This is a genomic window from Deinococcus budaensis (assembly GCF_014201885.1).
Lineage (GTDB): Bacteria > Deinococcota > Deinococci > Deinococcales > Deinococcaceae > Deinococcus > Deinococcus budaensis.
Genome location: NZ_JACHFN010000002.1, coordinates 193,250 through 217,650, shown reverse-complemented (window position 1 = coordinate 217,650; position 24,401 = coordinate 193,250). Strand labels below are relative to the sequence as shown.

The following is a 24,401-nucleotide window of genomic DNA, read 5'->3' as shown; positions in this document are numbered from 1 at the left end:
TCCCCGCTACGCCTCCTGTTCGCGCTGGTACTTCATGCGGTAGCGGCTGCGGCTGGCGGCCTCGATCAGTTCGCTGGGGGTGTGGATCTCGGGGCCGGTGGAGGCGGCGCCGACGCTCGCGCGCAGGCGCAGATCGCGGTAGCCGAGGTCGGCGAGGGACCGCTGCGTGCCCTCGCTGATGGTCTGGATGCCCGCTGGCCCGACGTTGTCCAGCAGCACCGCGAACTCGTCGGGACCCCAGCGGAAGACCAGATCGCCCCGGCGCTTGTGGGCCTGAAGGCGGCCCGCCAGGTCGCGCAAGACCTCGTCTCCGGCAGCGCGGCCGTAGGTCTCGTTGACCTGCCGGAAGCCGCTGAGGTCCACCAGCAGGAGGCCGATGGGTCGCCCGCCCCGGCCCGGCCAGCGGTGCTCGACCGCGCGGGTAAAGCCCAGGCGGTTGCCGAAGCCGGTGAGGGGGTCGCGGGTGCCGATGTTCCGCAGGGTCCACCAGCGTTCCAGCGCGACCAGGGCGCTGCCCAGAATCGCGGCGACCGAGACGGTCACGCCGGGAAACAGCACGCCGAGCTGCCACAGCGGCACCGACAGGGCCAGCACCCCCAGCGCGATCACGAAGCCCCACAAGCCCCGCAGCAGCACCGCCAGCACCGCGACCGCCACGCACAGCAGCGCCGTGAGCCACAGCGGCAGGCTCAGCAGCGGCGCGCCCAGCAGGGTGGACACCGCCCGCGCCTGAAGCACCACGCCCGGCGTCTCCTCGCCGGAAGGCCCGCGCCGGGTGGTGCCGGGCAGGCTGGAGGCCGTGAGGCCGATCAACACCACCCGGCCCTGGAGGTCTCCGAAGCGCACGTTGCCGTTGACCACGTCTCGAAAGGGAACCACCCCCAGCCGCGAGGGATCCTGCCGCACCTGCCGCAGCAGCCGGGGCGTGGTGTCCAGCGGCACGTTTTGGCCCGCGCTCTGGGCGAGTTGCCGGGCGAAGCTGGGGCGCAGGGTGCCGTCAGGGTCCGGGTAGGCGGTCTGGAAGCGGCGCACCACCCCGCCGGAGTCGGCATTCAGGGCGCTCACGCCGGTCGCGGTGCGCTGGCCGCTCAGGCGGCGCGGCACCTCGCCGGGGGGGCTGGACAGCACCACGTTGGGCCGGGCAAAGACCCCCGCCAGCTCGGGCGTGCGCGCCAGCGCCGAGAGCCGCACGTCCAGGCCGACCGTCTGCACGCCCGCCTCGTCGAGGGTGCGCAGGGCCTGCGCGTACAGGTCGCGCGGCCAGCCGGACAGGGGGCCATAGTCGCGCAGCGAGGCGTCGTCGATGCCGACCACGACCACGCGGGGATCGGCGGGCGCGGGCAGCGCGCGGTTGAGGCTGTCCCACAACCGGCTGTTGTCGGGAAGAAGCAGGCCCAGCCCCAGCGCCAGCAGCGCGGCGGCCGGCACCATCACCCGCCTGAGCGAGCGTTCAGGGGAGGAGCGCATACGTCTCGTTTCCGGCCTCGTCGCGCACCGTCACCCGGACCGGGGTGCCCGGCGCGGGGGTGGGCAGCGGCACCCGCAGCTGGGCCGCGCCATTGGCGGCCAGCGTCAGGCTGCGCGTGAAGCTCGCCCCCGGCGGGGTCTGGCCCCCCAGCCGCACCGTCACCGCGAGGCGCCCGGCCCGGGTCGCCGCCGTTCCCGCGTCGCGCACCTCGCCGCTCAGGAGCAGCACCCGGCCGCTGCGCTCGGCCCGCACCCTGCTCAGCGCCGGGGGGGTGCGGTCGATGACCACCGGCAGCGTGCGGGTCCGTACCTGCCCGCGCCACTCGGCCCGCACCTGCACGGACGCGGTGCCTTCCGGCAGCGCCGGGGCAGGTGGGGTCAGCCGGAAGCGCCCCGGCTGCCCGGCGACGGCGGTCAGCGGCAGGCTGCGGCGGCCCACCCGCACGCTGACCCGCGCGCCCGGCAGGCTGGTCGCCTCCAGGCTGAGGTTGCGCTGCGCTCCGGCGACCTCGGCAAGTTGCAGCGTCAGCACCTGCGGCTCCCCCGTGGTGGGCGGCGGGTCGGGGCGGCGGGGTGCCGGGGAGGGCGCCGCCGGACTGCTCGCCGGACGGCCCAGGGGAGCGGCGCCGAACGTCTGCGTCAGGCCCGCAGCGCCCACCTGAAAGACGCTGCCGCGCAGCGCGGACCCCACCAGGGAGGCGCCTCCCTGCGCCACGTTCCAGGCGCTGCCGCGCGTGAGCTGCAAGGTCACCTCGCGGCCCCGCGCGGTGCGCTGAATGCCCAGCACGCCCAGCTCGCTGCTGGCCTGGAGCCGCAGATCGCCGCCCTCGGCAAAATGGATCTCGGCCCAGGCCCCTTCGCCGGTCTGGAGCCGCTCGCCCGCCTCCAGCGCGGCCCCCACCCCCACGATCTGCCGTCCCGACGCGCGGGCCACGTATACCGGCCCGCGGGTGGCCTGCACAGTTACCCGTCCCAGCCCCACGAACTGCGCCGCGTACCAGGGGTCGCCCCCCGTGAAAGGCGTGACCTGCCCGCCGCGCAGGGCGACCTGTTGCCCGGCTTGCAGGTTGGTCACCCGCCCCAGCGCCAGCCGGGCGCGGCCCTCCAGCACGGCGACCCGGGGCGCGGCGCTGGAGGGCGGCAGGTCCACCCGCGCCTGCGCTCCCGGCTCCAGCACCAGGTGGCTGCCCAGCACATGCACCGCCAGCGGCCCGGCCAGCAGGAACTGTCCGGCTTGCAAGTCGGCCTCGCCCCGGTACACCCGCAGGCGCGACGAGGCGCCCACCAGCAGCGATCCGGCGCGCCCGCCCCCCGCGCTGCTCAGCCAGGCCCGCCCGTTGCCGGTCCGCAGGCCCTGGGTGACTGGCCCGCTGCCGGAAACCGGGCGCCAGGTCAGGCCCTCTTGACGCTCGGCGCGGCCCAGCAGTTGCTGAAGCCGCAGCGGGGTGGTTTGCGGGGTCTGGACGGACGAGGTCTGCGCCCGCGCCCCAGCTCCGGCAACGAGCAGCGCGGCGAGGGCCAGACCCAGGGGCAGCGGGGCGGGGCGGGCGGCTCTCGGCCCCGGGACAGCGGCTCTCATCACCTCAGTCTAAAGCATAGATAAAGCCTGTGCCCACCCGGCGGCGGCCTCGCGCGCCCGGCCCGCCGCTCCCCGGGAGGCAAAACGTATACTGCGGGGCGTGCTTGTCGCCGTTCAGGACGTTACCAAGGAGTACGGGCCGCTGACCGTCCTGTCGGAAATCAGTTTTGCCGTCGAGCCGGGCGACCGGGTGGGGCTGGTGGGCCGCAATGGGGCGGGCAAAAGCACCCTGCTGGGGCTGCTGACCGGCGAGCTGCGCCCCGACGGCGGAACCGTGCGCCGCGCCCCCGGCGTGCGTGCCCGCGCGCTGCGCCAGGACCCCACCTTCGCGCCCGGCGCCACGGTGGATCAGGTGCTGGAGGCCGCCTTCCACGACCTCGACGCGCTGGAGGCCGACCTCGCCGCCGCCGCCGAGGCCATGGGCAGCGGCACCCCCGAGAGCGTGCTGCACCACGAGGCCGTGCTGGAACACTACGTCCGGCGGGGCGGCTTCGAGCGCCGCAGCCGCAAGGAGGCCGTGACCCTCGCCTTCGGGTTCCGGGGCCGCGAGCACGACCCCGTCTCGGGGCTGTCGGGCGGCGAACGCACCCGCCTGGGCCTCGCCGCCCTGCTCGTCGAGAACCCCGACGTGCTGCTGCTCGACGAGCCGACCAACCACCTCGACATCGTGATGGTGGAGTGGCTGGAGGGCTTTCTGGGGCGCTACCCCGGCGCGGTCCTCGTCATCAGCCACGACCGGGCCTTTCTGGACGCGGTGACGAACGAGACGGCCTACCTGCGTGGCGGCGGCCTGAGCGTCTACAAGGGCGGCTACACCGCGTTCCGCGAGGCGCTGGCCGCCGAACTCGAACAGCAGGCCGCTCAACACGCGCAGGACGCCAAGGCGATCGCTGCCCTCCAGGCCAGCGCCGACCGCATGAAGATCTGGGGCCTGGGCATGAGCAAGCTGGCCCGCCGTGCGGGGGCGATGCAGGCCCGGGTGGACCGGATGCAGGCCCGCGCGGCGGCGGCCCCCCCACCCGAGGAGCGCACCACCCGCATCACCTTCCACGCGCCGGAAAGTGGCGACGTGGTTCTGGACGCGCGGCACGTCTCCCGGTCGCTGGGCGGGCGGACCCTTTTCCGGGACGTGAACGTGCAACTGCGCCGGGGGGACCGGGTGGCGATCATCGGGCGCAACGGGGCGGGGAAGACCACCCTGCTGCGCGCCCTGCTGGGCCTGGACCCCTCTGACGATCCCCGCGCCCGGGTGCTCACCGGCGCCCGCGTCAGCGTGGGCTACTACGACCAGGCGCTGCGCGGCGTGGATCCCTCCCAGACCCTCTACGACGTGGCCCGCGAGTACGTGGGGAAGGACTTCGAGGCCCACAACCTGCTGGGCACCTTCCTCTTTCCCTACGACCAGCACGACAAACAGGCCCGCATCCTCTCGGGCGGCGAGCGGGCGCGGCTGGCGCTCCTCAAGCTCGCGCAGGAGGACCACAACCTGCTGGTGCTCGACGAGCCGACCAACCACCTCGACATGGAGATGGTCGAGGCCCTCGAAGACGCCCTGACCGCCTACGCCGGGACCCTCCTGATGGTCAGCCACGACCGCGCCTTTATCGAGGGCCTGGCCGACCGCATCTGGCTGATCGAGGACGGGCATTTTTACGAGTACCCCGGCTGGGCCGACTACCGCGAGAAGCACCGCCCCGTGGTCCCCGAGGCGCCGAAGCCGAAGGTGGAGGCCAAGCCCGCGCCCGCCGCCCCGAAAGGCAAGGGCCTGTGGCACCTGAGGCGCGAGGTCGGGGCACTGGAGGCCGACATCGCCCGGCTGGAAGCTGAATTGATGGACGCCCAGGCGGCCCTCGCCAGCGCCGCACCAGACGCCGATTTCGTGGTGCTGGGGCAGGCCGCCCACGACCTCGAAGTGCAGTTGGAAGCCAAGATGACCGCCTGGGGCGAGAAACAGGCGGAGGTAGAGGCGCGGGGGGGCTGACGCTTACAGCCCCGTCGGGTACGTCTCCGGCACCTCACCTTCCTCCTCCGCGCCCGCTGTGGCGTCCAGCGGCACTAGCGCCGTCGTCCCGTCGAAGTGCAGCAGGGCGCCATACATGTCGGCCGGGCGGGTCGGCACGTAATGGCTCTGGCGCTCGGTCCCCGGGCGGTAGATCACGCCGATGAAGCGCTGCAAGACCTCCTCGCCCAGCGCCCCGGCGACCTCCGGCGAGCGCAGGTCGAGCCAGAAGTCGCCCCCGACCGCGTGCAGCCGCTCTTCCAGGCTGCCGGGCAGGCCGGGCCGCACCTGCTGGACCCGTGCTGGCTGGTCCCAGCCGCCCGAGGCGGTCACGCTGCCGTGGTGGGTGGTCTGCCCCAGGATGAAGGTCGAGTCCGGCCAGCGCTCGCGCGTGAGCTGCCCCAGGTTGAGTTCGCCTCGCGCCCAGCCCATCTCGCTGGCGCGGGCGTCCCCCAGGTGCGAGTTGTGCGCCCAGACCACGATCTTCTGGGGGCGGCCCTGGGCCTCGCCGTGGGCCACCAATGCCGCCAGCGTCCCGGCCATGTGGGTGTCGCGGATGTTCCACGCCTCGCCCCGGCCCCGGAACACGGCGCGGGAGTAACGCTCGGCGTTCTGGACCAGCCGCGCATTCTGCTGGGCAGAGAAGAGGTCGTCGCCGCCCAGTGGTCCCCGCGCGGGGTCCGGCCCGCGCCGCTGGAGTTCGAGAAGCTGCGCGGCGGCGGCCGCCTCACAGGGTTCCTGGTGGCCGTGTTCGGCCGCGTGGCCGTAGGTCTGCGGGTCCCCGCCGGAGCCGTCGAAACAGGCGTAGCGCTCGCGGGCGCGGGCCGCCGCCCCAGGGTCCACGCCTTCCAGATACTCGGTCACTGCCCGCATCGAACGGTGCAGGCTGTAGAGGTCCAGGCCGTGAAAGCCCGCCTCCTGTCCCGGGTGGCGCCTGGTGTGCTCCCGCAGCCACGCCACGAACCGCCGCACGTCCTCGTTGCGCCACAGCCATCTCGGGAAGCGGGTGAAGTCGCCCAGGGCTTCCTGCGCGCTGCCGTCCTCGCCCCCGCCGCGCACCCAGCGGTTGACCCGGGAAGCGTCGGGCCAGTCGGCTTCGGCCGCGACCGCCGTGAAGCCCCGTTCCTGGATCAGCCGCCGGGTCAGCCGCGCCCGCGCCCGGTAAAACTCGTGGGTGCCGTGGGACGCTTCCCCGATCAGGACGAACCGCGAGTCCCCGATGCGCTCCAGCAGGGCGTCGTAAGCACGGGAAGCGCCGGTCAGGGGCCGGGCGGCCGTCTGGAGGGGGTCGGTCATGGTGACTCCTGGGGACGGGCGTGGCGGGCCAGCAGGTCCCGCACCTCGCCGTCGCTGGTCTGGGCAAAGTCGCGGTAGAACTGGCCGACCGCCCGGAAGTCGGGCGGGGTGAGCAGGCAGACCACCCCGTCGGCCAGGGTCCTCAGCGTGCGGCAGGCGTTCGGCGGGGCCACGGGCACGGCGACGACCACCCGCGCGGGGGACAGGGCGCGCAGGGCCGTCACCCCGGCCCGCAGGGTGGCCCCGGTCGCCACGCCGTCGTCCACGAGCAGCGCGGTGCGGCCCGCGACCGGCGCCGGCGTGCGGCCCTCGCGGTAGACGCGTTCGCGGCGGGCGAGTTCGGCGCGTTCGCGGATCTCCACCGCCGCGAGGGCTTCCGGCGTGACGCCCGCGCGGCGCACCAGATCGTCGTTGAGTACCCGCACCCCGCCCGAGGCGACGGCGCCCATCGCCACCTCCTCGTGGCCCGGCAACCCCAGCTTGCGGACCACGAACACGTCCAGCGGCGCGCCCAGCACGGCCGCGACCTCGGAGGCCACCGGTACCCCGCCGCGCGGCAGCGCGAGGACGGTCGTGTCCGGCCAGTCGTGCAGCGAGGCGAGCCGGGCGGCGAGCTGCTGTCCGGCGTCCTGGCGGTGAAGAAAGGGAGGCTGGGGCATAGACACCTCGCCCCGATTCTCAGCGCCCCCCGCGTGCGCCGCCAACCCGGGTTCACTTCATGGCCTCCGGGGGCGGCACTCATGCGTTCAGGCCAGGGCAGAGGCCCGGACGACAAAAGGCGCGGCCAGGTCGGTGTTGTCCACCACCACGCCCGCGCGCCCGGAGGGGTCGGCCTCGCGGAAATACAGGCGATGGCCCTCCACATACCGCCGGTTGGAGGCCGCGTGCGGGTCGGGTGAGCCGTACCCCGGCCCCCGCGCGGCGCCGCGCGGCACCGAGACCCCGAACGGCACATGCAGGAAGACCGAGTCGTCCCACACGTCGCGCAACTCCGGGCGGTGCAGGAAAAGGCCGTCGAAAATCAGAACGCTTCCGGGTGGGGCGACCTCTTCCGGTGGATGCACGGGCGAGTCGGTGGTGTGGTCGAAGATCGACGTGCGGTAGCGCCCCGACCCGCCCGGTCCCAGCGGGTCCAGCAGCGCCGAGCGCAACCCCGCGAGGTCATAGGAGTCCCGGTAGAACCCCTCCGGTGAGGTTCGGCCCCGGCGGTAACGCACCTCGCGTGGCGCGTGGAAGCCGTCCACCGAGGCGCGGATCACCGTCCGGCCCCTCTCCCGCAGCACGCCCGCCAGCTCATCCGCGAAGGTGGTCTTGCCCGCGCCGTCCACCCCATCCACGGCGACGCGCAGGACCGGGGCGGCGGGCTGGGGTTCCAGGCGGTCAGCCAGAGCGCGCAGCAGTGCTGTGCGGAGGCTCACCCCCGGCTCCGACGGTCGCGCCAGATCAGGCCCGCCCCGGTCAGGTACACCAGACTCGATACCGCGCCGAAGATCCACGGGTCCCGCGCCTGCCAGTCGCCAAGGGCTTCCCAGCCCCTTGAAACCCCGAGCAGCAGGATCAGCAGGGCCAGGGCAAGCTTCCAGCGGCCCCTCACAACTTCAGGTCGCCCTGCTCGGTCACGTTCAGCCCCTGCGCCACGTCTCTTGAGGTGCGCTGGCGTTCGCGGTCGAGGTAGCTCTGGGCCTGCCCCACCTCGCGGTCGAGGACCTGGATGGTGTCCTTGAAACGGTCGAGGGCCTGGGCGCGGTAGGTGCTGATCGCGTCGAGCGCCCCGTACACCTCGCGGAAGGCGTTCTGGATGACCTGCGGGTCCACGGTAGCGCTGCCCGCCTGCTTCTGGATCTCGGTGGACTGCTGCCGCAGCAGGCTGGCGGTCGAGCCGATCATGCGCCCCGTCGTGTCGTTGAGCGCCGTGACCTGCCCCAGCACCGCCTGCTGGGTGCCCAGCGCCTGCGCGACCATGATGGCGGTCCGCAAGGCACTGACCGTCGTGGTGGTCGCCCGGTCCACGCCCTTGATGAGTTCGATGTTGTTGCGCCGCACCAGGTCGAGCGCGAGGTAGCCCTGAATGCCCACCGCGAGCTGGGTCAGCAGGTCGGTCACGCGCTGGCGCACCGCGAACAGCAGCTCCTCACGGACGATGCGGGCCTTTTCGGGGTCACTCTGCGCCAGGCTGTCGAGCCGGGTGGTCAGCGCCTCGTCCACCGCCTTGCCGACGTGGGCGTACTGCCGCAGCTTCTGCATCGTCTCCCAGAGGTGGACCTTCTCGGTCTCGATGCTGGCGTTGTCGCGCCGCAGCTCGTCTTGCGAGCGGTAGAGCGACTCCAGAATCGCGTTGAGGTGGCTCTGCGCACTCTGGTAGCGGTCGAGCGCGTTCTGCGCCTTGCGGCCCCCCGGCAGCTTGCCGAAGAAACCGCGCACGGTGGGCGTGCGGCTGGGGTCGAGGTCCTCGACCGTGCGGCGCAGGTCGGTCAGGCCCTTCAGGATGTCGCTGCCCTCGGCCAGGGCCCCGGCGCGGGTCGCCCGCAGCGGGCGCTCCAGCATCCGGCTCGACACCTGCGCCGCCGCGCGCTGCTCGGGCGCGCCGAGGTCATGCACCGCGTCGAGCTTGCGCTTGAAGTCGGGGCTGTGGGTGCCCGCGTGCAGCACGTCTTCCACAAAGGCGCGCGCCAGCGTGTCGAGCCGGGCGCGGTCCTCGGGGGAAAGGGGCACCATCTCGGGCGCGTCGTCCGCCTGCACCGGGGCCACGGCCTCGGGGGCCTTCAGCAGGGACTCGGGCGGCGTCAGGGGACCGGGCTTGTCGGCGCTCATGTCCCACAGTACGCCCCGGGGGGAGTCAGGGTTGCATCGGGCGAAAGGTGGAGGAGACAGCGGCCAGCCTCCGGCAAAAAGCCCCACCTGCCGGGGCGGGTGGGGAAGGAAGGGCGGCTCAGCGGATCAGGCCGCCGCCCGTGCCGAGCTGCACCGGGCGGCCCGCCGCGTCCACCAGCCTCACGTCGCGGAAGCTGCCCGGCACCCGCACCAGGGTCCAGGGGCTGGTCAGCGCCTGGGTGGTGATCGCCCCCGCCCCCGGTGCGCGCACCTCCACCGTCAGCGTCAGCGTCTCGCCCTGTCCGCTCGCCCCGGTCACCCGCACGCTGTAGCCCCCGGTGGGCCGCTGGCCCAGGAAAACGCCGACCACCGTCTCGTCGGCGCGCAGGGTGGGGACGGGAGGGGCGCCGGTCTGGTTGCCGTAGGCGACCCGGTACAGGGTGCCCAGGGCGCCCGGGGTGGTGGCGAGCTGCACGGCAGGGGCGGTCTGGGCGGCGTTGGTGCCGCTGGCGAGTTCGGTCACGGGCACGCGGCCTCCGGAGACGGGCGTGATGATGGGGTCGGTGGTGCCCACCGGGGGCGTTGCGGCGGGCGGGGCGCTGGGCGTGGGCGCGGTCGGCGTCTCGGTCACCGTTCCGGTCGCGCCCCCCGTGCTCGTCGTGTAGGTCACGATGCCGCTCGGCAGCCCCGCCGCCGACAGGCGTTGCAGCACGGCCACGCGCTGCACGGCCGTCCCCACGCTCACCCGCACGCGGCCCTGCGCCGTATCGATCTCCTTGGCGGTCAGGCCCGGCAGGCCCTCCAGCGCGGCGGAGGCGGCCTGAAGCTGCGAGAGCCGGTAGCCCGAGCGGTACTGCGGGTCCGCCGTGGGGCTGGCCGTGGTGGGCGCCGTGGGCGCGGGCGCGCCGGGCGGCGTGGCGGGAATGGCGGTCACGCCCTGGGCCGAGGCGCAGGTGCCCAGGGTCAGGGTCAGGGAGAGCAGCAGTCTGGCGGTCATGGACCCAGACTCGCGCGCCGCCCCTGACGCTGCATGAGCGCCCGTATACTCCCCTTTAGAATGAGCACTGGCATGATTGATGCGGCGCAAGTTTCCCATCTCGCCCACCTCGCGCGGCTGGAATTGACCCCGCAGGAGCGGGAGACGATGCGGCACGACCTGAACACCATCCTGGGCCATTTCGAGCAGCTCAGCGCGGTGGACACCACCGGGGTGGAGGAGATGCAGCGCCCGGTCGCCCTGGTCAATGTGCTGCGGGACGACGTGCCCGGCGAGGTGTTCGGCGCCGGGGTGGTCGCCGCCCTGGCCCCCGAGATGGAGGGCGGCTTCGTCCGCGTTCCCCGCACCGTGGAGACGGACTGATGCTCGACCTCAAGTTCATCCGCGAGAATCCAGATGCCGTGAAACGCGCCATCGAGGTCAAGGGCGTGGCGCTGGATCTGGACGAATTGCTGCGGCTCGACCGCGACCTCGTGGCGATGAAGCAGCAGGTCGAAGCCCTTCAGACCGAGCGCAACGCCAACGCCAAGCTGGTGCCCAGGGCCGCCCCCGACGAGCGTCCCGCCTTGATCCAGAAGGGCAAGGACCTGGGCGAGGAACTCAAGGGGCTGGAGCCTCAACTCCGTGCCCACGAGGACAGGCTGCACCAGCTTCTCCTGCGCGTGCCCAACATCCCGCACAGCTCGGTGCCCGTCGGCCGGGACGACTCGGAGAACGTCGAACTGCGCCGCGAAGGCACGCTCCCCGAGTTCGCCTTTTCGCCCCTCGACCACGTCGAACTGCTGGAACGCCAGGGCTGGAGCGATCCCGAGCGGGTGGCGCGGGTGTCGGGCAGCCGCTCGTATCTGTTGAAAGGCGACGCGGTGATGCTGGAGATGGCGGTGCTGACCTTTGCGCTTGGTTTCCTGCGCGGGCGCGGGCTGGAGCCGCTGAGCACGACCGCGCTGGTGCGCCCCGAAGCCTTCGTGGGATCGGGCCATTTTCCGGGCGGCGAGGATCAGGTCTACAAGATCGAGGGCGACGCGCTGATGCTGGCCGGAACTTCCGAGGTGCCCGTCAACAGCCTCTACGCGGGCGAGCAGCTCTCGTACCAGCAACTGCCGCTCGCCTTTGCCGCGATCAGCGCCGCCTTTCGCAGCGAGGCGGGGTCGGCGGGGCGGGACGTGCGCGGGCTGATCCGCGTCCACGAGTTCCGCAAGGTCGAGCAGTACGTGATGACCCGCGCCGACGAGGCCGAGGCCCTGGACTGGTTCGCCCGCATTCTGGACAACGCCGAAGCGCTGCTGCGGGCGCTGGAGCTGCCCTACCGGGTCGTGCAGAACTGCACCGGCGACATGGGCGCGGGCAAGGTCCTGATGTACGACCTCGAAACGTGGGTGCCCAGCGAGGGGCTGTACCGCGAGACCCACTCCTGCTCGTACCTGGGCGACTGGCAGGCCCGCCGCACCGGCCTGCGCTACCGCGACGAACAGGGCAAGCTGGTCTACGCCCATACCCTCAACAACACCGGGGTCGCCGCCCCGCGCATCCTGGTGCCCTTCCTCGAAAACCACCAGCAGGCCGACGGAACCATCCGCGTTCCGGCGGCGCTGAGGCCGTATCTGGGTGGGCGCGAGGTGTTAGGGACGGCGGTGCGCGACGTGGCGACGGCGTAGACATAAGCGGAGGTGGGCGCGGGCCGGTGTCTTCGTGAATAGAGACCCTCACTTCAGCTTTAGGTTACTATTGACAGGTCCCGCGAGGGACGGGGCGCATGACAACCGGGGAAAAGCGAGGGGGAACAACGAAACGGAGCGTGGAAGCGCCCGGATCGTGACTCCGGGCGCTTCAGAAAGGGGGTGGTACTTGTGACTAACCATCGCAAGTCTACCAAAAACCCCCGCCGGAGACCACTGAAGCCTGCTGAAATCGCCGCGATTCTCGTGGCGTTCGGTACGGTGCTCAGTGGCCTGGCGGCCCTCATTCAAGCCCTGAGATAAGCCCTCTCGCCTCCCCGGTGGCGCCTTCTCTCCTTGGATCACGGCGAGGTCAGGTGGCCTGGCCCTTTTTTCTGTACCTTGTCCGCATGAGCAGGCACGGGCTGTCGGCGCTGGCGCTAGCTGTGCTCCTGAGTGGTGGGGCTGCCGCAGGTGGCGCAACTCCTCCTGCCTCCTGGCTGGGCCAGCGGGTGGACGTGGCGCAGACGGCGTTTTGCCGGGCGCAGGGGTGCGCGTTGGTCGAGGTTCGGGAAAACAGTTTCAACACTCCGGGCTGGCACGACGGAACGAAGCGAACCTACCGACTCCGGGGCGGCGAACGGCTGGAGGTGGACGTGCGTCCGGGCGGCTGGATCAGTAACGTTTTCCTGCTGAAAGACGGGGCGCGGCTGGGCAGCTCGTTGACCCTGCGGGAGCGTCGGCTGGCCGCCGAGTTCCTGACGCTGGCGACCGGGCGGCGCTTTCCTTCCCAGGCGGTCGCCCAATGCGTCGCGGCAGGGCTGACTGCACAGAGGCGCAATCCAGACGTGTACGGTCCCGACCAGCCCCTGAGTCAGTGGTCCACTCCGGCAGGTCTGCCCTACAAGGCGCGTTGCGGTGTCGCGGGCGCCGGGCCGCTGGGTGTCTGGGCGGGGTGGATGCAGCAGTAAGCCGATCCCCGGCGACCCCCTCACCCCCACCCGTTACCCTGACCGGCATGGACATTCCGCCTGAGGTACTGGAGCAGACGCAGGCCCGCTTCATCCAGCGCGACCCCGAGCGCGGGGAGTGCCGCGAGCGGCTGAGAAGCGGGGGACCGCTCGCTGCCGACACGGAGGCGCGGGTGGAGGCCCGCCTGGCCCGCCTGGGGGTGCCGCTGCCCGACGCCCGGGCGGTGGCGGGGGGCCACGAGGACGCCCTGGCCGTCGCGGCCCGCCTGCCCGAGGAGGCCCGGCTGGGGCTGGAGCGGGTGATCGGCGCCAACGATCTGGTGGGGGTGGCCTACCTCGACCTGGCGCGGGCGGCGGCGCGGGCGGTGGGGCGCATCGTCTTGCGGGACGCGCGGGGCCGCGCCGCCGGGTACGGGACCGGCTGGCTGTGCAGCCCCCGCGCCCTGCTGACCAACCACCACGTGCTGGAGGGGGCCGAGGCTGCCCGCAGCGCCGTGATCGAGTTCGACTACGAGCTGCGCCCGGACGGCACCCTGCGCGACCGGGTGACGCTCGGCCTCGACCCGGCGGCGCTTTTCGTGACCTCGGAGACGCTGGACTATTCGCTGGTGGCGGTGCAGGGCGACACCTCGGCGTTCGGCTGGCTGCCCCTGTTCGGCAGCACCGGCAAGGCGCTGGTGGGCGAGGCGCTGAGCATCGTGCAGCACCCTTCCGGCGAACCCAAGCAGATCGCGCTGCGCGAGAACCGGCTGGTGGACCTGCTGCCCGACTTTCTGCACTACGAGACCGACACCGCGCCGGGGTCGAGCGGCAGCCCCGTTTTCAACGACGCCTGGGAGGTCGTGGCGCTGCACCACAGCGGCGTGCCGCGCCGGGACGCCCAGGGCCGCCTGCTGCGCCGGGGCGGCCAGCCCGCGCAGCCCGGCGACCCCGACACCCTGCTCGACTGGATCGCCAACGAGGGCGTGCGCGTCAGCCGCATCGTGGAGGACCTGCGCCGCCGCCCGGACGCGGCCGGAAATGCGCTGGTCGCGGAGGTGCTCGCCGCCCACCGCCCGGCGCTGGCCGCCCCGCTGACGGTCGCCCCGGCCGCGCAAGTCTCCCCGGCGCAGGGTGGACCCGAGGCCGCCCGCGTCCTCGACCTGGGCACGGTGACGGTCGGGGAGGGCGGCGTGGCGACCCTGCCCGTCACCCTGCGCCTGCGGGTGGGCGGGGGAGAGGCGGGGCGGCCCGCTGGGCCTGGCCCCGCACGCCCCTACCTTGACCCCGCCGACGCGGAGCAAGCGGCGGCGTACTACGCGGGGCGGCCGGAGGGCGGGACCCCCCAGGCCCGCTTCCTGGCCCTCTCGGACCTCGTGACGCGCACCCACACGCGGCCCCTGGGCTACGACCCGGCGGACGACCTGTACCCCTGGGTGGACCTCTGGCCCGACGGCCGGCTGCGCAGCCTCTACTCGGCCCGCGAGCACACGCCGGAGGAACTGATTCAGGCCGACCGGGCCGTGCAGGAGCGCCGCCTGACCCTGGCCGCCCGCGAGGGCCTGAACGTGGACGCGCTGGAAGCGGCGCTGCCGTACAACTGCGAACATGTCGTGCCGCAGTCGTGGTTCGGCAAGCGCGAGCCGATGCGCGGCGACCTGCACCACCTCTTTGCCTGCGAACCGGACTGCAATTCCTTCCGGGGCAACACGCCGTACTTCGACTTTCCCGACTACGGCGAGGCCCTCAGAAGCGATTGCGGGCGGCGCGACCCCGGCGAGTTCGAACCCGCCCACGGCAAGGGGGCGGCGGCCCGCGCGACCCTCTATTTTTTGCTGCGCTACCCCGGGGTGGTGCGCCAGTACGGGGAGCGCCACCTCCAGACCCTGCTGGCCTGGCACGCGGCCGAGCCGCCCGGCGACTGGGAGCGCCACCGCAACGCCGCCATCTTCGAGAAGCAGGGCAACCGCAATCCGCTGATCGACCACCCCGGGTGGGCCGGGGAGGTGGCTTTCAGCGAGGGGCTGGGGCGCTAGCGTTCAGGGCACGGGCGGCGGTCGTGCGTTCCTGAAACAGCAGGAAGTCGAAATCGGAACGGTCGCCAGCCTCCCCCGTCACCCGCTACCCTCCTGCTATGACCAAGCCCCCCACCTCCACCCGCACCGACAAGGGCGTGCGCGGCTTCGACCTCGACCTGCACGTGACCTTTGCCCGGCCCCTGCCGCGCGAGCAGGCGCTGGCCGTGCTGCGCGCCGCCGAGGGCTTCACGGTGGACCTCTACGCCCCGCACGACCAGCCGCAGGCCCCGGTGCCCTCCGCGCGCCTGACTGGCCCGTTGCGTGACCCGGACACGCTGCGCGCGGTCCTCACCGCCTGGCTTCAGGGGGAGGTGCGTTCCGTGGAAGTCGGCCTGCACGGCTTCCTGCGCTCGGCGACCGGGCAGACCGAGTGGATGCCCTGGCGGCGCAACGCGGTGCTCCCGCGCGATCAGGTGGCGCGGGTGGCCTTCGACGAGGGCGTGAAGTACGTGCTGGAGTAGGGGGAGGGCTTAAGCGCTCAGCGGCAGCACCAGCGCCCGCGCCTTGGCCGCGTCGGTGCCCGGCGGGCGCAGCACCAGCACCGCCAGCCGCGCGTCGGGCCGCAGCAGGTAGGGCAGGCAGGTGTAGTTCAGCGTCAGCAGCGCCTTGCGGGCCTGTTCGGCGGTGTCCACCAGGCCGATGCCGCGCAGCACCAGCACGGCCCGCTCGCCGCCCTCGCTCGCCCACACGTCCACCACTCCTGCCCGGTCGATGCCCCGGTGGTCGCGGTACTCGAATTGATGCCTGCGCCTGAGCAACTGCATTCCTCTTCACCCTCCCGTGTCGTGTGCCCGCAGCCCTGGGTCAGGCGCCGCGCCTCCCGTGACAGGCGGCGTGTGCCCCTCTCCGTGCCCGGTCTGGACTGTGGTTGCCTGTCCAGCGTACCGGGCCGCGCGATGGCCTTTGTCCCGCTGGAGGCGGCCTGCGGGGCACGGGGGGAAGCTAAAGGCCCCGCCTGCGCCCCAGCTCACGGTGCTGCGGGCGGGCGTTTCTAGAATGGGCGGGTGACGCGGGGCGGGCTGACCGAGATGCTGCTGGAGTTTCAGGGCTACGTGCTGGCGTGGCGCCTGCGCGCGGCGGTGGGCGGCCGGGTGGCCCCGCCCGGCGAAACCCTGACGCTGGAAGGCTACGCGGCGCGGCGGCTGGAGCGCCAGGAGCTGGCCCGCCGCCTGGTCCGGGCCGGGCTGCATCCCCGCGACCTGAACCGCCTGGAGACGCTGTCCGACGAGCTGATGTTCGGCTTCTGGCTCAACCCTGCCGAGGTCGCCGCCTTTCTGCGCGCCGCCATCCGTCAGGGCAGCCACCCGGCGCTGGGCGACCCGCGCGCCTTTGCGGCCCTGCTGACCGCCTCCGAGCGTGACCGCCTGGGCGAGACCGGGGTGCAGCTGGTGTGCGCCCACCACCTGAGTTGCCTGTCGCTCGCTGCGCCCATGCTCGACCCCGACGCGCTGGCGGGCGTGTGGGCACGGGTGGAGGCGACCACGCCGCCGCTCTTCGTGGATGAACTCGCCTCGGCGGGGCGGGCCTGAGCGTGGACCTGGCGGGGGTGCTGCGGGCGCTGCTTCCCCGCCGCTGTCCGGGGTGCGAGGCCCAGCTCGGGCGCGAGGCGGGGCTGTGCCTGGCCTGCCGGGCGGCGCTGCGGCCCCGGGTGGAGACGCACTCGCCGCTCTCTTCCCGGCCCGCTCCCCACCTCGTCACGCTGGGGGCGTACGGGGGCCGCACCCGCCGCGCCGTCCGCGCGCTGAAGTTCGGCGGGGCGCGGGACCTGGCGGGCGCGCTGGGCGGGGCGCTGGCCGGGGGCGTTCCGGCCGGGTGGCAGGTGGGCGCGGTCGTGCCGGTCCCGCTGCATCCGGGCCGCGAGCGCCAGCGCGGCTTCAACCAGTCCGAGTTGCTGGGGCAGGCGCTGGGCGCCGCGCTGGGGGTGCCCTGTGTCCCCGCCCTGCGCCGCACCCGCGCCACCGCCCAGCAGGCCCGGCTGCACGCGGGTCAGCGCGGGGCCAACCTCGCCGGAGCCTTTGCCGTGGACGCCCGGCGGTTGCCCCCCGGCCCGGTCCTGCTCCTGGACGATGTGCTCACGACCGGAAGCACCCTGCTGGCCTGCCGGGACGCGCTGCACGCGGCGGGGGTGGGGCCGGTCTACTTCGCGGTGGTGGCGCGCTGACGCGCCGCCGCCCTCCGGCTGGATGACGGCGCCCTGACGGCCTCCGCCCGCCCTTTCACCCCGCGTGTGGCGGCGCCTCATGGGAGCGGGGTACGGTCGGGGCATGAAGTCTGCCCTCCTGACCTCCCTCGCCGCCGCCCTGCTGCTGGGGGGCGCTTTTCCGTCCAGCGCTGCGGCCCAGACCGGGGCCGCCCAGACCCTCGTGCCCTTCAACGACGCCCGCTTGCCCTTCACCCTCACCCTGCCGCGCGGCTGGTTCGGCGCCAACTTCGAGGACGGCTCCAGCGGCGTGAGCGTGGTGTCCGCGCAAAAGCCGCCCGCCACCCTGATGCGCTTCCTGTTCGTGGACAAGAAGGGCAAGGCCGCCGACCTCAAGACCGAGTTCCAGAACTTCGAGGCCGGGGTCAAGGGATCGGGCGGCACCTTGCGGCTGATCGCGGGCAAGAACAGCGCCTACGGCGGCGTGCGCGGCGTCGAGCGGATGTACGCCCTCAAGCACGCGCAGGGCGAGCTGCGGATCAAGGTCTGGTTCGGCAACGGCGCGAAAAACCTCTACTCCTTCCAGGTCACCGACTCGCCCACCCGGTTTGCCGCCAGCGACGCCCTGTTCAAGCGGGTGCTGGGCAGCGTGCGCTTCCGCTAGGGGCGCGGGGGAGGGTCAGGGAGATGCGGCGAGAAGGGTGGGTCCGGCGGGGGCTGCTGGCCCTGCTCACCCTAGTGACTACGGCCCAGGCAGGTGACCGTCTGGACGTGCAGGGGGTCCGCTTCTCGCCCCCCGGTACCCGCGCCCTGGTCGTGACCGGGGGCGTGCAGGACGGCAGCGGCTTTCGCGTGGCGGCCCTGACGGTGCTGGAAACCGCCACGGGCCGGACCCTGCTCAGCGCCCGCGCCCGCTCGGAGACCGCAACGGTGGCGAGCGTCGTGGAAACCCTGCTGCGGCGCGAGCGGGCACGGCTCGCCGCGTGGGGGCTGGAACAGGCACGTCCCGCCCGGCCGGTGTATGCCCGCTCCTTCCCGGTGCAGGCCCCGGTCTGGGGCGAGGGCGTCCGCGCCGGAGCCAGCCAGACCACCCCGGTGCGGCTGTGGACCCGTACGGTCCCGCTGCGCCTGAGCGTGCGGCCCCTGGCCTCGCCTTGCGCGTCTCCCGAACTGCTCCCGCCCGGCGAGCGGCCCGCCGGATTCAGTCTCACGGTGCGCGATCAGGTGGTTCACCGCGACCACGTTCTGCCTCCTGGCCGCGCCTGCGCCGCCCGTTACACGCTTGACCGGGTGTATGTGCAGGGCAACCGCGCCGTGTTTATCGTGCGGGCCTACACGCCGGGCTTCGAGGGACCGAATGCGGACGTGGTGCCGGTGGCGGCGCGGCTGCGGTAGGAGCAACAGGGAAGGGGGCGCGGAGTGTGCTCTCTCGCGCCCCCTTCCCTTTACACCTGTCCCGCCACCCGCTGCATGACCGTCCGCACCGCGTCCAGCTCGTCCGTGTTGATGCTGTGGCCCAGGCCCGGATAGACCCGGGCGTCCACCGCCGCCCCCCGCGAGCGCAGGTGCGCGGCGCTCTGCTGAAAGCGCGAGAGGGGAATATGGGCGTCGTCGGGGGCCACGCCCATAAATACCGGGACCCCCGACAGGTCGCCCGCCCGGTCCAACGTGATCAGCCCGCCGCTGAGGGCCACCACGCCCCCCAGGGGTCGCCCGGAGCGGCTGGCATATTCCAGCGCGAGGCACGCCCCCTGCGAGAAGCCGCCCAGCACCACGTTCTGCGGCGGAATGCCCTGGCGCTCCAGCTCGGTCAGCACCCCGTCCACCGTCGCCAGCGCCCGGTCGAGGTGCGGCTGGTTTTGCTCCACCGGGGCCAGGAAGGACAGCGGATACCAGGTGTTGCCCGGCGCCTGCGGGGCGAGGTACGCGAAGGCGCTGAGGTTGAGGTCGTCCGCCAGCGAGAGGATGTCCGGCGCCGTTCCCCCCCGCCCGTGCAGCAGCACCGCCGCCACCCGCGCTTCCCCGAGGGGCCGCCCGGCGGTGTGAACCTCGATGCCCGTTACGGCGTCGGGCGAGACGGGCGCGGCGGCGCTCAGGTCGCGGGACCCCAGCGTGCTGCCATACTCGCGGTTCACGATCTTCGGCACGTGCGCCTCGATGGTCGCGCGGCGGTCCTCGTACCACGCGGGGAGCTTGAGGTGCTTGCCGAGTTCCTCCACTGCCTCGTCGTCCGGGAAGCCGGGCGCGTCGGTGGCGATCTCGAACAGCACGCTGTTGGGTTCGCGGAAGTAGATGGAGTGGAAATACTGGCGGTCCTGCACGGGGGTGGGGCGGTAACCGACTTCCGTCAGTCCCGTCAGGTACGCCTCCTGCTCGGCGTCGTCCCGGGTCCGCAGGGCGACGTGGTGGATGCTGCCCGCGCCGAAGGTGCCGCGCGGCTGGCCTGGCCGCTCCACCACGTCCACGTACAGGCCCACGCCGTCGCCGCTGCCCCGGAACCGGGTGCGGGTGCCCTCGGGGTCCGGTTCGCTTCCGGCCTCCGTGAAGCCGAGGTGCCCCACCAGCAGCTCGCGCACCGCGCCCGTGTCGCGCACCCAGGCGGTCACCGAGTGGAAGCCGCGCAGCTCGTGTTCGGCGGGGACCGGGCTGGCGGGCCAGGGCTGCACGGCCCCGCCGTCCTCGAACACCAGTTCGACCCAGGTGCCGTCGGGGTCTTCGACCGTCAGGACGGGCTGCCCGAAGCGTTCGGAGCGGGTCGGCTTGAAACCCTGCTCGCGCAACCGGGCCTCCCAGTACTGGTCGCTGCCGCGCGGGGCGCTGTAGGCGGTCGCCACCACCTCGCCGTTGCCGCGCACGCCCTTTTTCGCGCCGGGCCAGGGAAAGTGGGTCATGATCGTGCCCGGCTGCCCGGTCAGGTCGCCGTAGTACAAGTGGTAAGTGCCGGGATCGTCGAAGTTGACCGTCACCTTCACCAGCCGCTGCCCCAGCGTCTGCGAGTAGAAGTCGATGTTGCGCTGCGGGTCGGAGGCCATCACCGTGACGTGATGCAGGCCCTGCACCGGGCTGGTGCCGGGAAAGGGGGAAAGGGTCGTCATACCCCCAGTATAGTTCAATGTTGAACGATTGGGGTCGGGTGGAGCCGAACGGTGAAGGACTTCAGCGCCGGGCGGACGGGGCCGGTTCGGCCGCCTCGCCTATCAGCGAGCGCCCCAGCTTGCGCGAGAGGGCGGCGAGCTGAGCCAATTCCTCGGGGTCCAGGCCCGCGAACACCTCGCGGATGCCGCGCACGTGGTCGGGCAGGACGCGGGCGACCAGCGCCTCGCCGCCCGGGGTCAGGAAGACGTTGATGACCCGGCGGTCCCCGGGATCGCGCTCGCGGCGCACCAGCTGGCCGCGCTCCAGGTTGTCGATCACCATGGTCAGGTTGCCGCTGGAGCGCAGGATCTTGCCCGCCAGTTGCCGCTGGCTGAGGGGGCCGAGGTGGTGCAGCGCTTCCAGGACCCCGAACTGGCTGACGGTCAGGCCGTGGTCTGTCAGGTGCCGGTGGGCCGCGACCTCGACGGCGTGCGCGGCCCGCCACAGCTTGATGTAGGCGTCCAGCGCGGCGCGTTCTTCGGGGAGACCGGGATAACGGGTGGGCATCTCCCCGCCATGGTCGGGCATGGGGGCGCCGGGGGCAAGGGAATTTGCCTCTGGACCCCGGCCCGCCGTCAGGAGCCTTCGTCCGCCGCGCGGCGTTCCTCGGTCGCCAGCCGGATGCACGCCGCGAGGCCCTGCATCGCCACCCGGACCTCCTCCAGCGGGGGACGCGTGGGCGCGAGGCGCAGGTTGCGCCCGGTGGGGTCTTTGCCCCCCGGATAGGTCGCCCCGGCGGGCGTGAGGCTGACCCCGGCCGCGTCCGCGAGTTCGACCACCCGCGCCGCGACGGGTTCGGCGGTATCCAGGCTGATGAAGTACCCCCCGCGCGGCACCCGCCACGTCGCGTACTCGCCCTCCGTGCCCAGCTCGGCCCGCAGCACCTCGTCCACCGCCCGGAACCTGGGCGCGATCAGCCGGGCGTGCGCCTGCATCAGCCCTTCCAAGCCGCCGGGGTACCCCTCCAGAAACCGCACGTGCCGCGCCTGCTCGACCTTGTTGGGGCCGATGCTCTGGGCGTTGAGGTACTTCGACAGCCACTTCACGTTGTCCTCGCTGGTGCCCACGAAGCCCAGCCCCGCGCTGGCGAAGGTGATCTTGGACGTGGAGGCGAAGACAAAGGCGCGGTCGGGGTGCCCGGCGTCGCGGGCCAGGGTGACCAGATTGACCGGCTCGTCGCGTTCGGTGTCGGAGAGGTGGTGCGCCCGGTAGGCGTCGTCCGCGAAGACCGTGAAGTCGGGGGCCGCTGCCCGCACGCCCATCAGCCGCCGCGCCTTTTCCGGGCTGATGCTTTCACCGCCGGGGTTGGAGTAGGTCGGCACGAACAGCACACCCTTGACCGAGGGGTCCCCCGCCGCCAGCCGCTCGATGGCGTCCACGTCGGGGCCGTCAGGCTGCATGTTCACCGCGAGCATCTCGAAGCCCAGCGTCTCCAAGAGTTGGAAGTGGCGGTCGTAGCCCGGCACCGTCACGATCATCTTGGGCCGCTCGTGAATCCAGCCCCCCTCGGAGCCGCGCAGCCCGTGCAGCAGCGCGAAGGTCAGCACCAGCCCCTGCAACTCCAGGCTGGAGTTGTTCCACACGATCAGGTTCTCGGCCTTGAGGTCGAGATACCCGGCGAACAGCGCCCGCGCCGAGGGCAGGCCGGTGACCCCGCCGGGGTAGTTCCGGAGGTCGAGGCCGTCCATCTTCACGTCGTCCTCGCCCAGCGCGGTCAGGAGTCCGTTCGAGAGGTCGAAGTCGGCGTCCGACGGCTGGCCGCGCTGCATGTTGAGCTTCAGGCCCCTGGCCCGGAAGGCGTCGTAGGCGGCGCGGGCCTGGTCCAATGCCGGGGAGGTGGCGTGCTGGGTCATGCCCCCACGTTACCCGCGCGGGGCCGGGGAGGGGAGGGGGCTGCTTAGGAGGCCGCCCCCGCGTAGGCACGCTGGAGTTGTTCGGTCAGTGCCTCACTGTCTTTGGGCGTCAGAGGCCGCACCGGGGCGGGAACCGCGTAATGCGCCGGGTAATCGGGGTCCGTGAAGGTCTGCCCCCCGAACTTTCTCGGCCCGCTGTATCTGGGAATCACGTGCAGGTGAATGTGCCGGTCCTGATTTTGCAGGAAGGCGTAATTGAAGTGGTCGGGGGCAAACACGTTCCCCAGCGCCCCGGTCGCTCGCCCCAGGACCACGTGCAACTCGGCCCACTCCTCCGGGCGGAGGTCGGGCACGGCCTCGGCGTGGTGGCGCAGGACCAGCATCAGCTTGCCCAGCAGGTTCTGGTTGCGGTTCAGGACCACGGTCCAGTGCGCCTCCTGGGCAATCACCGGGCCGAGCGTGGGCGAGCAGAGGACGCAGGGAGTCGGCACAGCCCACCTTACCGGCAGCGGGAGGGGTCTACACTGCCCCATGACTCCGCGTTCCGGCCTGCGTCTGCTGCTGGCCGCCCTGCTCGGCGGGTTTGCCCTGGTGCTGGGCTGGACAGCCCTCCCGGTCGCGGAGAATGGCGCGTCCTGGCGGCCCTTTCTCGTGGTCAGCGGGGCGGTCGCCGTGCTGGCGCTGACGCTGGGTTGGCTGGTCGCGCCCGCCTGAGCCGCAGCCACCCTCCTTCCCGATTTGCCCTATCCTGCATCCGCTTGCCCGACCGGGTGGGCTTTCATACCGCCCCCCTTTTTCCGGCCCCACCCAACAGGAGACTTCCAATGCAGTACGTCGTGTCCCGCCCCCGCGTGGGCGTTTTTATCGATACCCAGAACCTCTACCACTCGGCGCGCGACCTGCTGGAGCGCACGGTCAACTTCGAGACGATCCTGCGCGAGGCGGTCGCCGGGCGCGAACTCGTCCACGCGATCTCGTACACGGTCGAGCGCGAGGGCGAGGCGACCGCGCGGCCCTTCATCTACAAGCTCTCGGCGCTGGGGTACAAGGTGCGCCGGATGAACCTGACGCTGCACCACGTCGCGCAGGACGGCCGCGCGATCTACGAGGGCAACTGGGACATGGGCATCGTGGCCGACATGGTGCGGCTGATGGACCACCTCGACGTGGTGGTGCTGGGCAGCGGCGACGGCGACTTCACCGACATGGTGGAAGTGTTGCAGGAGCGCGGCAAGCGGGTCGAGGTGATCGCCTTCCGCGAACACACCGCCCAGAAGCTGATCGACGCCGCCGACCGTTTCACCCACCTGCCCGACCTCGACGGGGCGCTGATGCCCGCTCGCCAGAAGAATGGAGCCAAAGCCAGCAGTGACGAGGCCTGACCCCGACGCGGTTCTGGCGTGGCTGCACTTCGAGCTGCCCGAGTCGCGCATCGCCCAGACCGGGGCCGAACCGCGTGACTCGTCCCGGCTGATGGTGGTGGGCGAGAGCGTGGAGCATCACGTCTTCCGCGACTTGCCCGACCTCTTGCGGCCCGGTGACCTCTTGGTCTTCAACGAGAGCCGCGTCATTCCGGCCCGCGTAATGGCCCGCAAGCCCGTGGTGAACGGCATGGGCGGCGGTCAGATCGAGGTTTTGTTGCTGAGGGAGGAGGAGGCGAATGTCTGGTCCGCGTACCTCAAGCCCGCCAAACGCGCCGGGAACGAACTCTGGCTGGGTGAGCACAAGGCCGAGGTCGTCGGCGTGCTGGAGGACGGCGCCCGGTTGCTACGCTTTGAGCACGACATCAAGCCGCATCTGGACGAGATCGGACGGCTGCCGCTCCCGCCCTATATCGCGGCGGGCGACTCGGACGAGACGTGGCGCGAGCGGTACCAGACGGTCTACGCCCGCGAGCCGGGCAGCGTGGCCGCGCCGACGGCGGGCTTGCACTTCACGCCGGAGTTGCTCTCGCGGCTGGAGGCGCGGGGCATCGAGCGCGTGGCCGTGACCCTGCATGTGGGGGCGGGCACCTTCAAGCCCATCACCGGGCCGGTGGCAGAGCACGTCATGCACGCCGAGCGCTACACGATTCCGCATGCTACGGCGAACGCGATCAACCGAGCCAAGGCGGAGGGCCGCCGCGTGGTCGCCGTGGGCACCACCACCGTCCGCGCCCTGGAAAGCAGCGCCCAGGAGGACGGCACCGTGCGCCCCGGCGAGGGAGATACCCGCATCTTCATCACGCCGGGGACGCGGGTGCGGGTGCCCGACCTGCTGATCACCAACCTGCACCTGCCCGGCTCGACGCTGCTGCTGCTCGTGGCCGCCTTCGCTGGAGAGGAGCGCATTCGGACGGCCTATGACGCGGCGCTCGCGGGGGGCTACCGGTTTTACTCGCTGGGGGACGCGATGCTGCTGGAGAGGGAGCATGGAGTGTAGAGCGTGGATCGTGGGAGCCT

At 72.4% G+C, this 24,401-nt stretch carries 26 protein-coding genes; 13 read left to right on the top strand and 13 right to left on the bottom strand.

Annotation, left to right across the window (positions count from 1 at the left end):
* Window positions 1-6 precede the first annotated feature (6 nt).
* The gene (locus HNQ09_RS03845; RefSeq protein ID WP_184025697.1) at window positions 7-1,467 is read right to left on the bottom strand and encodes a CHASE2 domain-containing protein; all 1,461 of its coding nucleotides are present in this window, start codon (window positions 1,465-1,467) and stop codon (window positions 7-9) included.
* Window positions 1,451-3,046, bottom strand: coding sequence for a hypothetical protein (locus HNQ09_RS03840; RefSeq protein ID WP_184025694.1), 1,596 nt, complete (start codon window positions 3,044-3,046; stop codon window positions 1,451-1,453). Before HNQ09_RS03840 ends, HNQ09_RS03845 begins: the two co-directional genes overlap by 17 nt.
* 100 nt (window positions 3,047-3,146) lie before the next feature.
* Here HNQ09_RS03840 and HNQ09_RS03835 point away from each other — a divergent pair, with 100 nt between their 5' ends.
* Complete coding sequence (locus HNQ09_RS03835) at window positions 3,147-5,027, top strand: ATP-binding cassette domain-containing protein (RefSeq protein WP_184025692.1); 1,881 nt, start codon at window positions 3,147-3,149, stop codon at window positions 5,025-5,027.
* Window positions 5,028-5,030: 3 nt separating this feature from the next.
* Here HNQ09_RS03835 and HNQ09_RS03830 read toward each other — a convergent pair whose 3' ends face one another.
* From HNQ09_RS03830 to HNQ09_RS03805, 6 genes are all read right to left on the bottom strand, one after another.
* Entirely contained in the window at window positions 5,031-6,341 is a 1,311-nt protein-coding gene (locus HNQ09_RS03830; protein ID WP_184025690.1) for an erythromycin esterase family protein, read from the bottom strand.
* The gene (locus HNQ09_RS03825) at window positions 6,338-7,000 is read right to left on the bottom strand and encodes a phosphoribosyltransferase (protein ID WP_184025688.1); all 663 of its coding nucleotides are present in this window, start codon (window positions 6,998-7,000) and stop codon (window positions 6,338-6,340) included. Before HNQ09_RS03825 ends, HNQ09_RS03830 begins: the two co-directional genes overlap by 4 nt.
* 87 nt (window positions 7,001-7,087) lie before the next feature.
* Window positions 7,088-7,759 (bottom strand): nucleoside/nucleotide kinase family protein, encoded by a 672-nt coding sequence (locus HNQ09_RS03820; protein WP_343057598.1) that lies wholly within the window; start codon window positions 7,757-7,759, stop codon window positions 7,088-7,090.
* The gene (locus tag HNQ09_RS03815; RefSeq protein WP_184025687.1) at window positions 7,756-7,935 is read right to left on the bottom strand and encodes a hypothetical protein; all 180 of its coding nucleotides are present in this window, start codon (window positions 7,933-7,935) and stop codon (window positions 7,756-7,758) included. Before HNQ09_RS03815 ends, HNQ09_RS03820 begins: the two co-directional genes overlap by 4 nt.
* Window positions 7,932-9,152, bottom strand: coding sequence for a toxic anion resistance protein (locus HNQ09_RS03810; protein WP_184025685.1), 1,221 nt, complete (start codon window positions 9,150-9,152; stop codon window positions 7,932-7,934). Before HNQ09_RS03810 ends, HNQ09_RS03815 begins: the two co-directional genes overlap by 4 nt.
* 118 nt (window positions 9,153-9,270) lie before the next feature.
* Window positions 9,271-10,149, bottom strand: a complete 879-nt coding sequence (locus HNQ09_RS03805) for a protease complex subunit PrcB family protein (protein WP_246363114.1) — start codon at window positions 10,147-10,149, stop codon at window positions 9,271-9,273.
* A 72-nt stretch (window positions 10,150-10,221) separates the two neighbouring features.
* Here HNQ09_RS03805 and gatC point away from each other — a divergent pair, with 72 nt between their 5' ends.
* The 5 genes from gatC (at window position 10,222) to HNQ09_RS03780 (ending at window position 15,293) form a co-directional block, all read left to right on the top strand.
* On the top strand, window positions 10,222-10,512 hold the full coding sequence (gene gatC, locus HNQ09_RS03800) for an Asp-tRNA(Asn)/Glu-tRNA(Gln) amidotransferase subunit GatC (protein ID WP_184025681.1): 291 nt from the start codon (window positions 10,222-10,224) through the stop codon (window positions 10,510-10,512).
* On the top strand, window positions 10,512-11,804 hold the full coding sequence (gene serS / locus HNQ09_RS03795) for a serine--tRNA ligase (RefSeq protein WP_184025679.1): 1,293 nt from the start codon (window positions 10,512-10,514) through the stop codon (window positions 11,802-11,804). Before gatC ends, serS begins: the two co-directional genes overlap by 1 nt.
* A gap of 410 nt (window positions 11,805-12,214) precedes the next feature.
* On the top strand, window positions 12,215-12,775 hold the full coding sequence (locus HNQ09_RS03790; protein WP_184025677.1) for a hypothetical protein: 561 nt from the start codon (window positions 12,215-12,217) through the stop codon (window positions 12,773-12,775).
* Between the two features lie 47 nt (window positions 12,776-12,822).
* Window positions 12,823-14,790, top strand: a complete 1,968-nt coding sequence (locus tag HNQ09_RS03785; RefSeq protein ID WP_184025675.1) for a trypsin-like peptidase domain-containing protein — start codon at window positions 12,823-12,825, stop codon at window positions 14,788-14,790.
* Window positions 14,791-14,888: 98 nt separating this feature from the next.
* Window positions 14,889-15,293 carry a hypothetical protein gene (locus HNQ09_RS03780; protein WP_184025673.1) on the top strand — a complete coding sequence of 135 codons (405 nt, stop codon included), beginning with the start codon at window positions 14,889-14,891 and terminating at the stop codon, window positions 15,291-15,293.
* A 9-nt stretch (window positions 15,294-15,302) separates the two neighbouring features.
* Here HNQ09_RS03780 and HNQ09_RS03775 read toward each other — a convergent pair whose 3' ends face one another.
* Window positions 15,303-15,596 carry a hypothetical protein gene (locus tag HNQ09_RS03775; protein ID WP_184025671.1) on the bottom strand — a complete coding sequence of 98 codons (294 nt, stop codon included), beginning with the start codon at window positions 15,594-15,596 and terminating at the stop codon, window positions 15,303-15,305.
* A gap of 240 nt (window positions 15,597-15,836) precedes the next feature.
* Here HNQ09_RS03775 and HNQ09_RS03770 point away from each other — a divergent pair, with 240 nt between their 5' ends.
* The 4 genes from HNQ09_RS03770 to HNQ09_RS03755 all read left to right on the top strand — a co-directional run bounded on the left by HNQ09_RS03770 (window position 15,837) and on the right by HNQ09_RS03755 (window position 18,367).
* The gene (locus HNQ09_RS03770; RefSeq protein ID WP_343057597.1) at window positions 15,837-16,361 is read left to right on the top strand and encodes a hypothetical protein; all 525 of its coding nucleotides are present in this window, start codon (window positions 15,837-15,839) and stop codon (window positions 16,359-16,361) included.
* An 8-nt stretch (window positions 16,362-16,369) separates the two neighbouring features.
* Entirely contained in the window at window positions 16,370-16,993 is a 624-nt protein-coding gene (locus HNQ09_RS03765; RefSeq protein WP_184026189.1) for a ComF family protein, read from the top strand.
* 103 nt (window positions 16,994-17,096) lie between these two features.
* Window positions 17,097-17,636, top strand: coding sequence for a hypothetical protein (locus HNQ09_RS03760; RefSeq protein WP_184025669.1), 540 nt, complete (start codon window positions 17,097-17,099; stop codon window positions 17,634-17,636).
* A gap of 23 nt (window positions 17,637-17,659) precedes the next feature.
* Window positions 17,660-18,367, top strand: coding sequence for a DUF2259 domain-containing protein (locus HNQ09_RS03755; protein WP_184025667.1), 708 nt, complete (start codon window positions 17,660-17,662; stop codon window positions 18,365-18,367).
* Between the two features lie 50 nt (window positions 18,368-18,417).
* Here HNQ09_RS03755 and HNQ09_RS03750 read toward each other — a convergent pair whose 3' ends face one another.
* The 4 genes from HNQ09_RS03750 to HNQ09_RS03735 form a co-directional block, all read right to left on the bottom strand.
* A complete protein-coding gene (locus HNQ09_RS03750; protein ID WP_184025665.1) occupies window positions 18,418-20,067 on the bottom strand; it encodes a VOC family protein in 1,650 nt (549 codons plus the stop codon).
* A gap of 61 nt (window positions 20,068-20,128) precedes the next feature.
* Window positions 20,129-20,614, bottom strand: coding sequence for a MarR family winged helix-turn-helix transcriptional regulator (locus HNQ09_RS03745; RefSeq protein WP_184025663.1), 486 nt, complete (start codon window positions 20,612-20,614; stop codon window positions 20,129-20,131).
* A 68-nt stretch (window positions 20,615-20,682) separates the two neighbouring features.
* Window positions 20,683-21,960 (bottom strand): aspartate aminotransferase type Ic, encoded by a 1,278-nt coding sequence (locus HNQ09_RS03740; RefSeq protein ID WP_184025661.1) that lies wholly within the window; start codon window positions 21,958-21,960, stop codon window positions 20,683-20,685.
* A 44-nt stretch (window positions 21,961-22,004) separates the two neighbouring features.
* A complete protein-coding gene (locus HNQ09_RS03735; RefSeq protein ID WP_184025659.1) occupies window positions 22,005-22,451 on the bottom strand; it encodes an HIT family protein in 447 nt (148 codons plus the stop codon).
* A gap of 40 nt (window positions 22,452-22,491) precedes the next feature.
* On the opposite strand from HNQ09_RS03735, the gene HNQ09_RS03730 reads away from it, so the two are divergent.
* The 3 genes from HNQ09_RS03730 to queA all read left to right on the top strand — a co-directional run bounded on the left by HNQ09_RS03730 (window position 22,492) and on the right by queA (window position 24,381).
* Window positions 22,492-22,674 carry a hypothetical protein gene (locus HNQ09_RS03730; RefSeq protein ID WP_184025657.1) on the top strand — a complete coding sequence of 61 codons (183 nt, stop codon included), beginning with the start codon at window positions 22,492-22,494 and terminating at the stop codon, window positions 22,672-22,674.
* Between the two features lie 110 nt (window positions 22,675-22,784).
* Window positions 22,785-23,342, top strand: a complete 558-nt coding sequence (locus tag HNQ09_RS03725) for a LabA-like NYN domain-containing protein (RefSeq protein ID WP_184025655.1) — start codon at window positions 22,785-22,787, stop codon at window positions 23,340-23,342.
* Window positions 23,311-24,381, top strand: a complete 1,071-nt coding sequence (gene queA / locus HNQ09_RS03720) for a tRNA preQ1(34) S-adenosylmethionine ribosyltransferase-isomerase QueA (RefSeq protein WP_184025652.1) — start codon at window positions 23,311-23,313, stop codon at window positions 24,379-24,381. The genes HNQ09_RS03725 and queA overlap by 32 nt, the downstream gene beginning before the upstream one ends.
* Window positions 24,382-24,401: the final 20 nt, after the last annotated feature.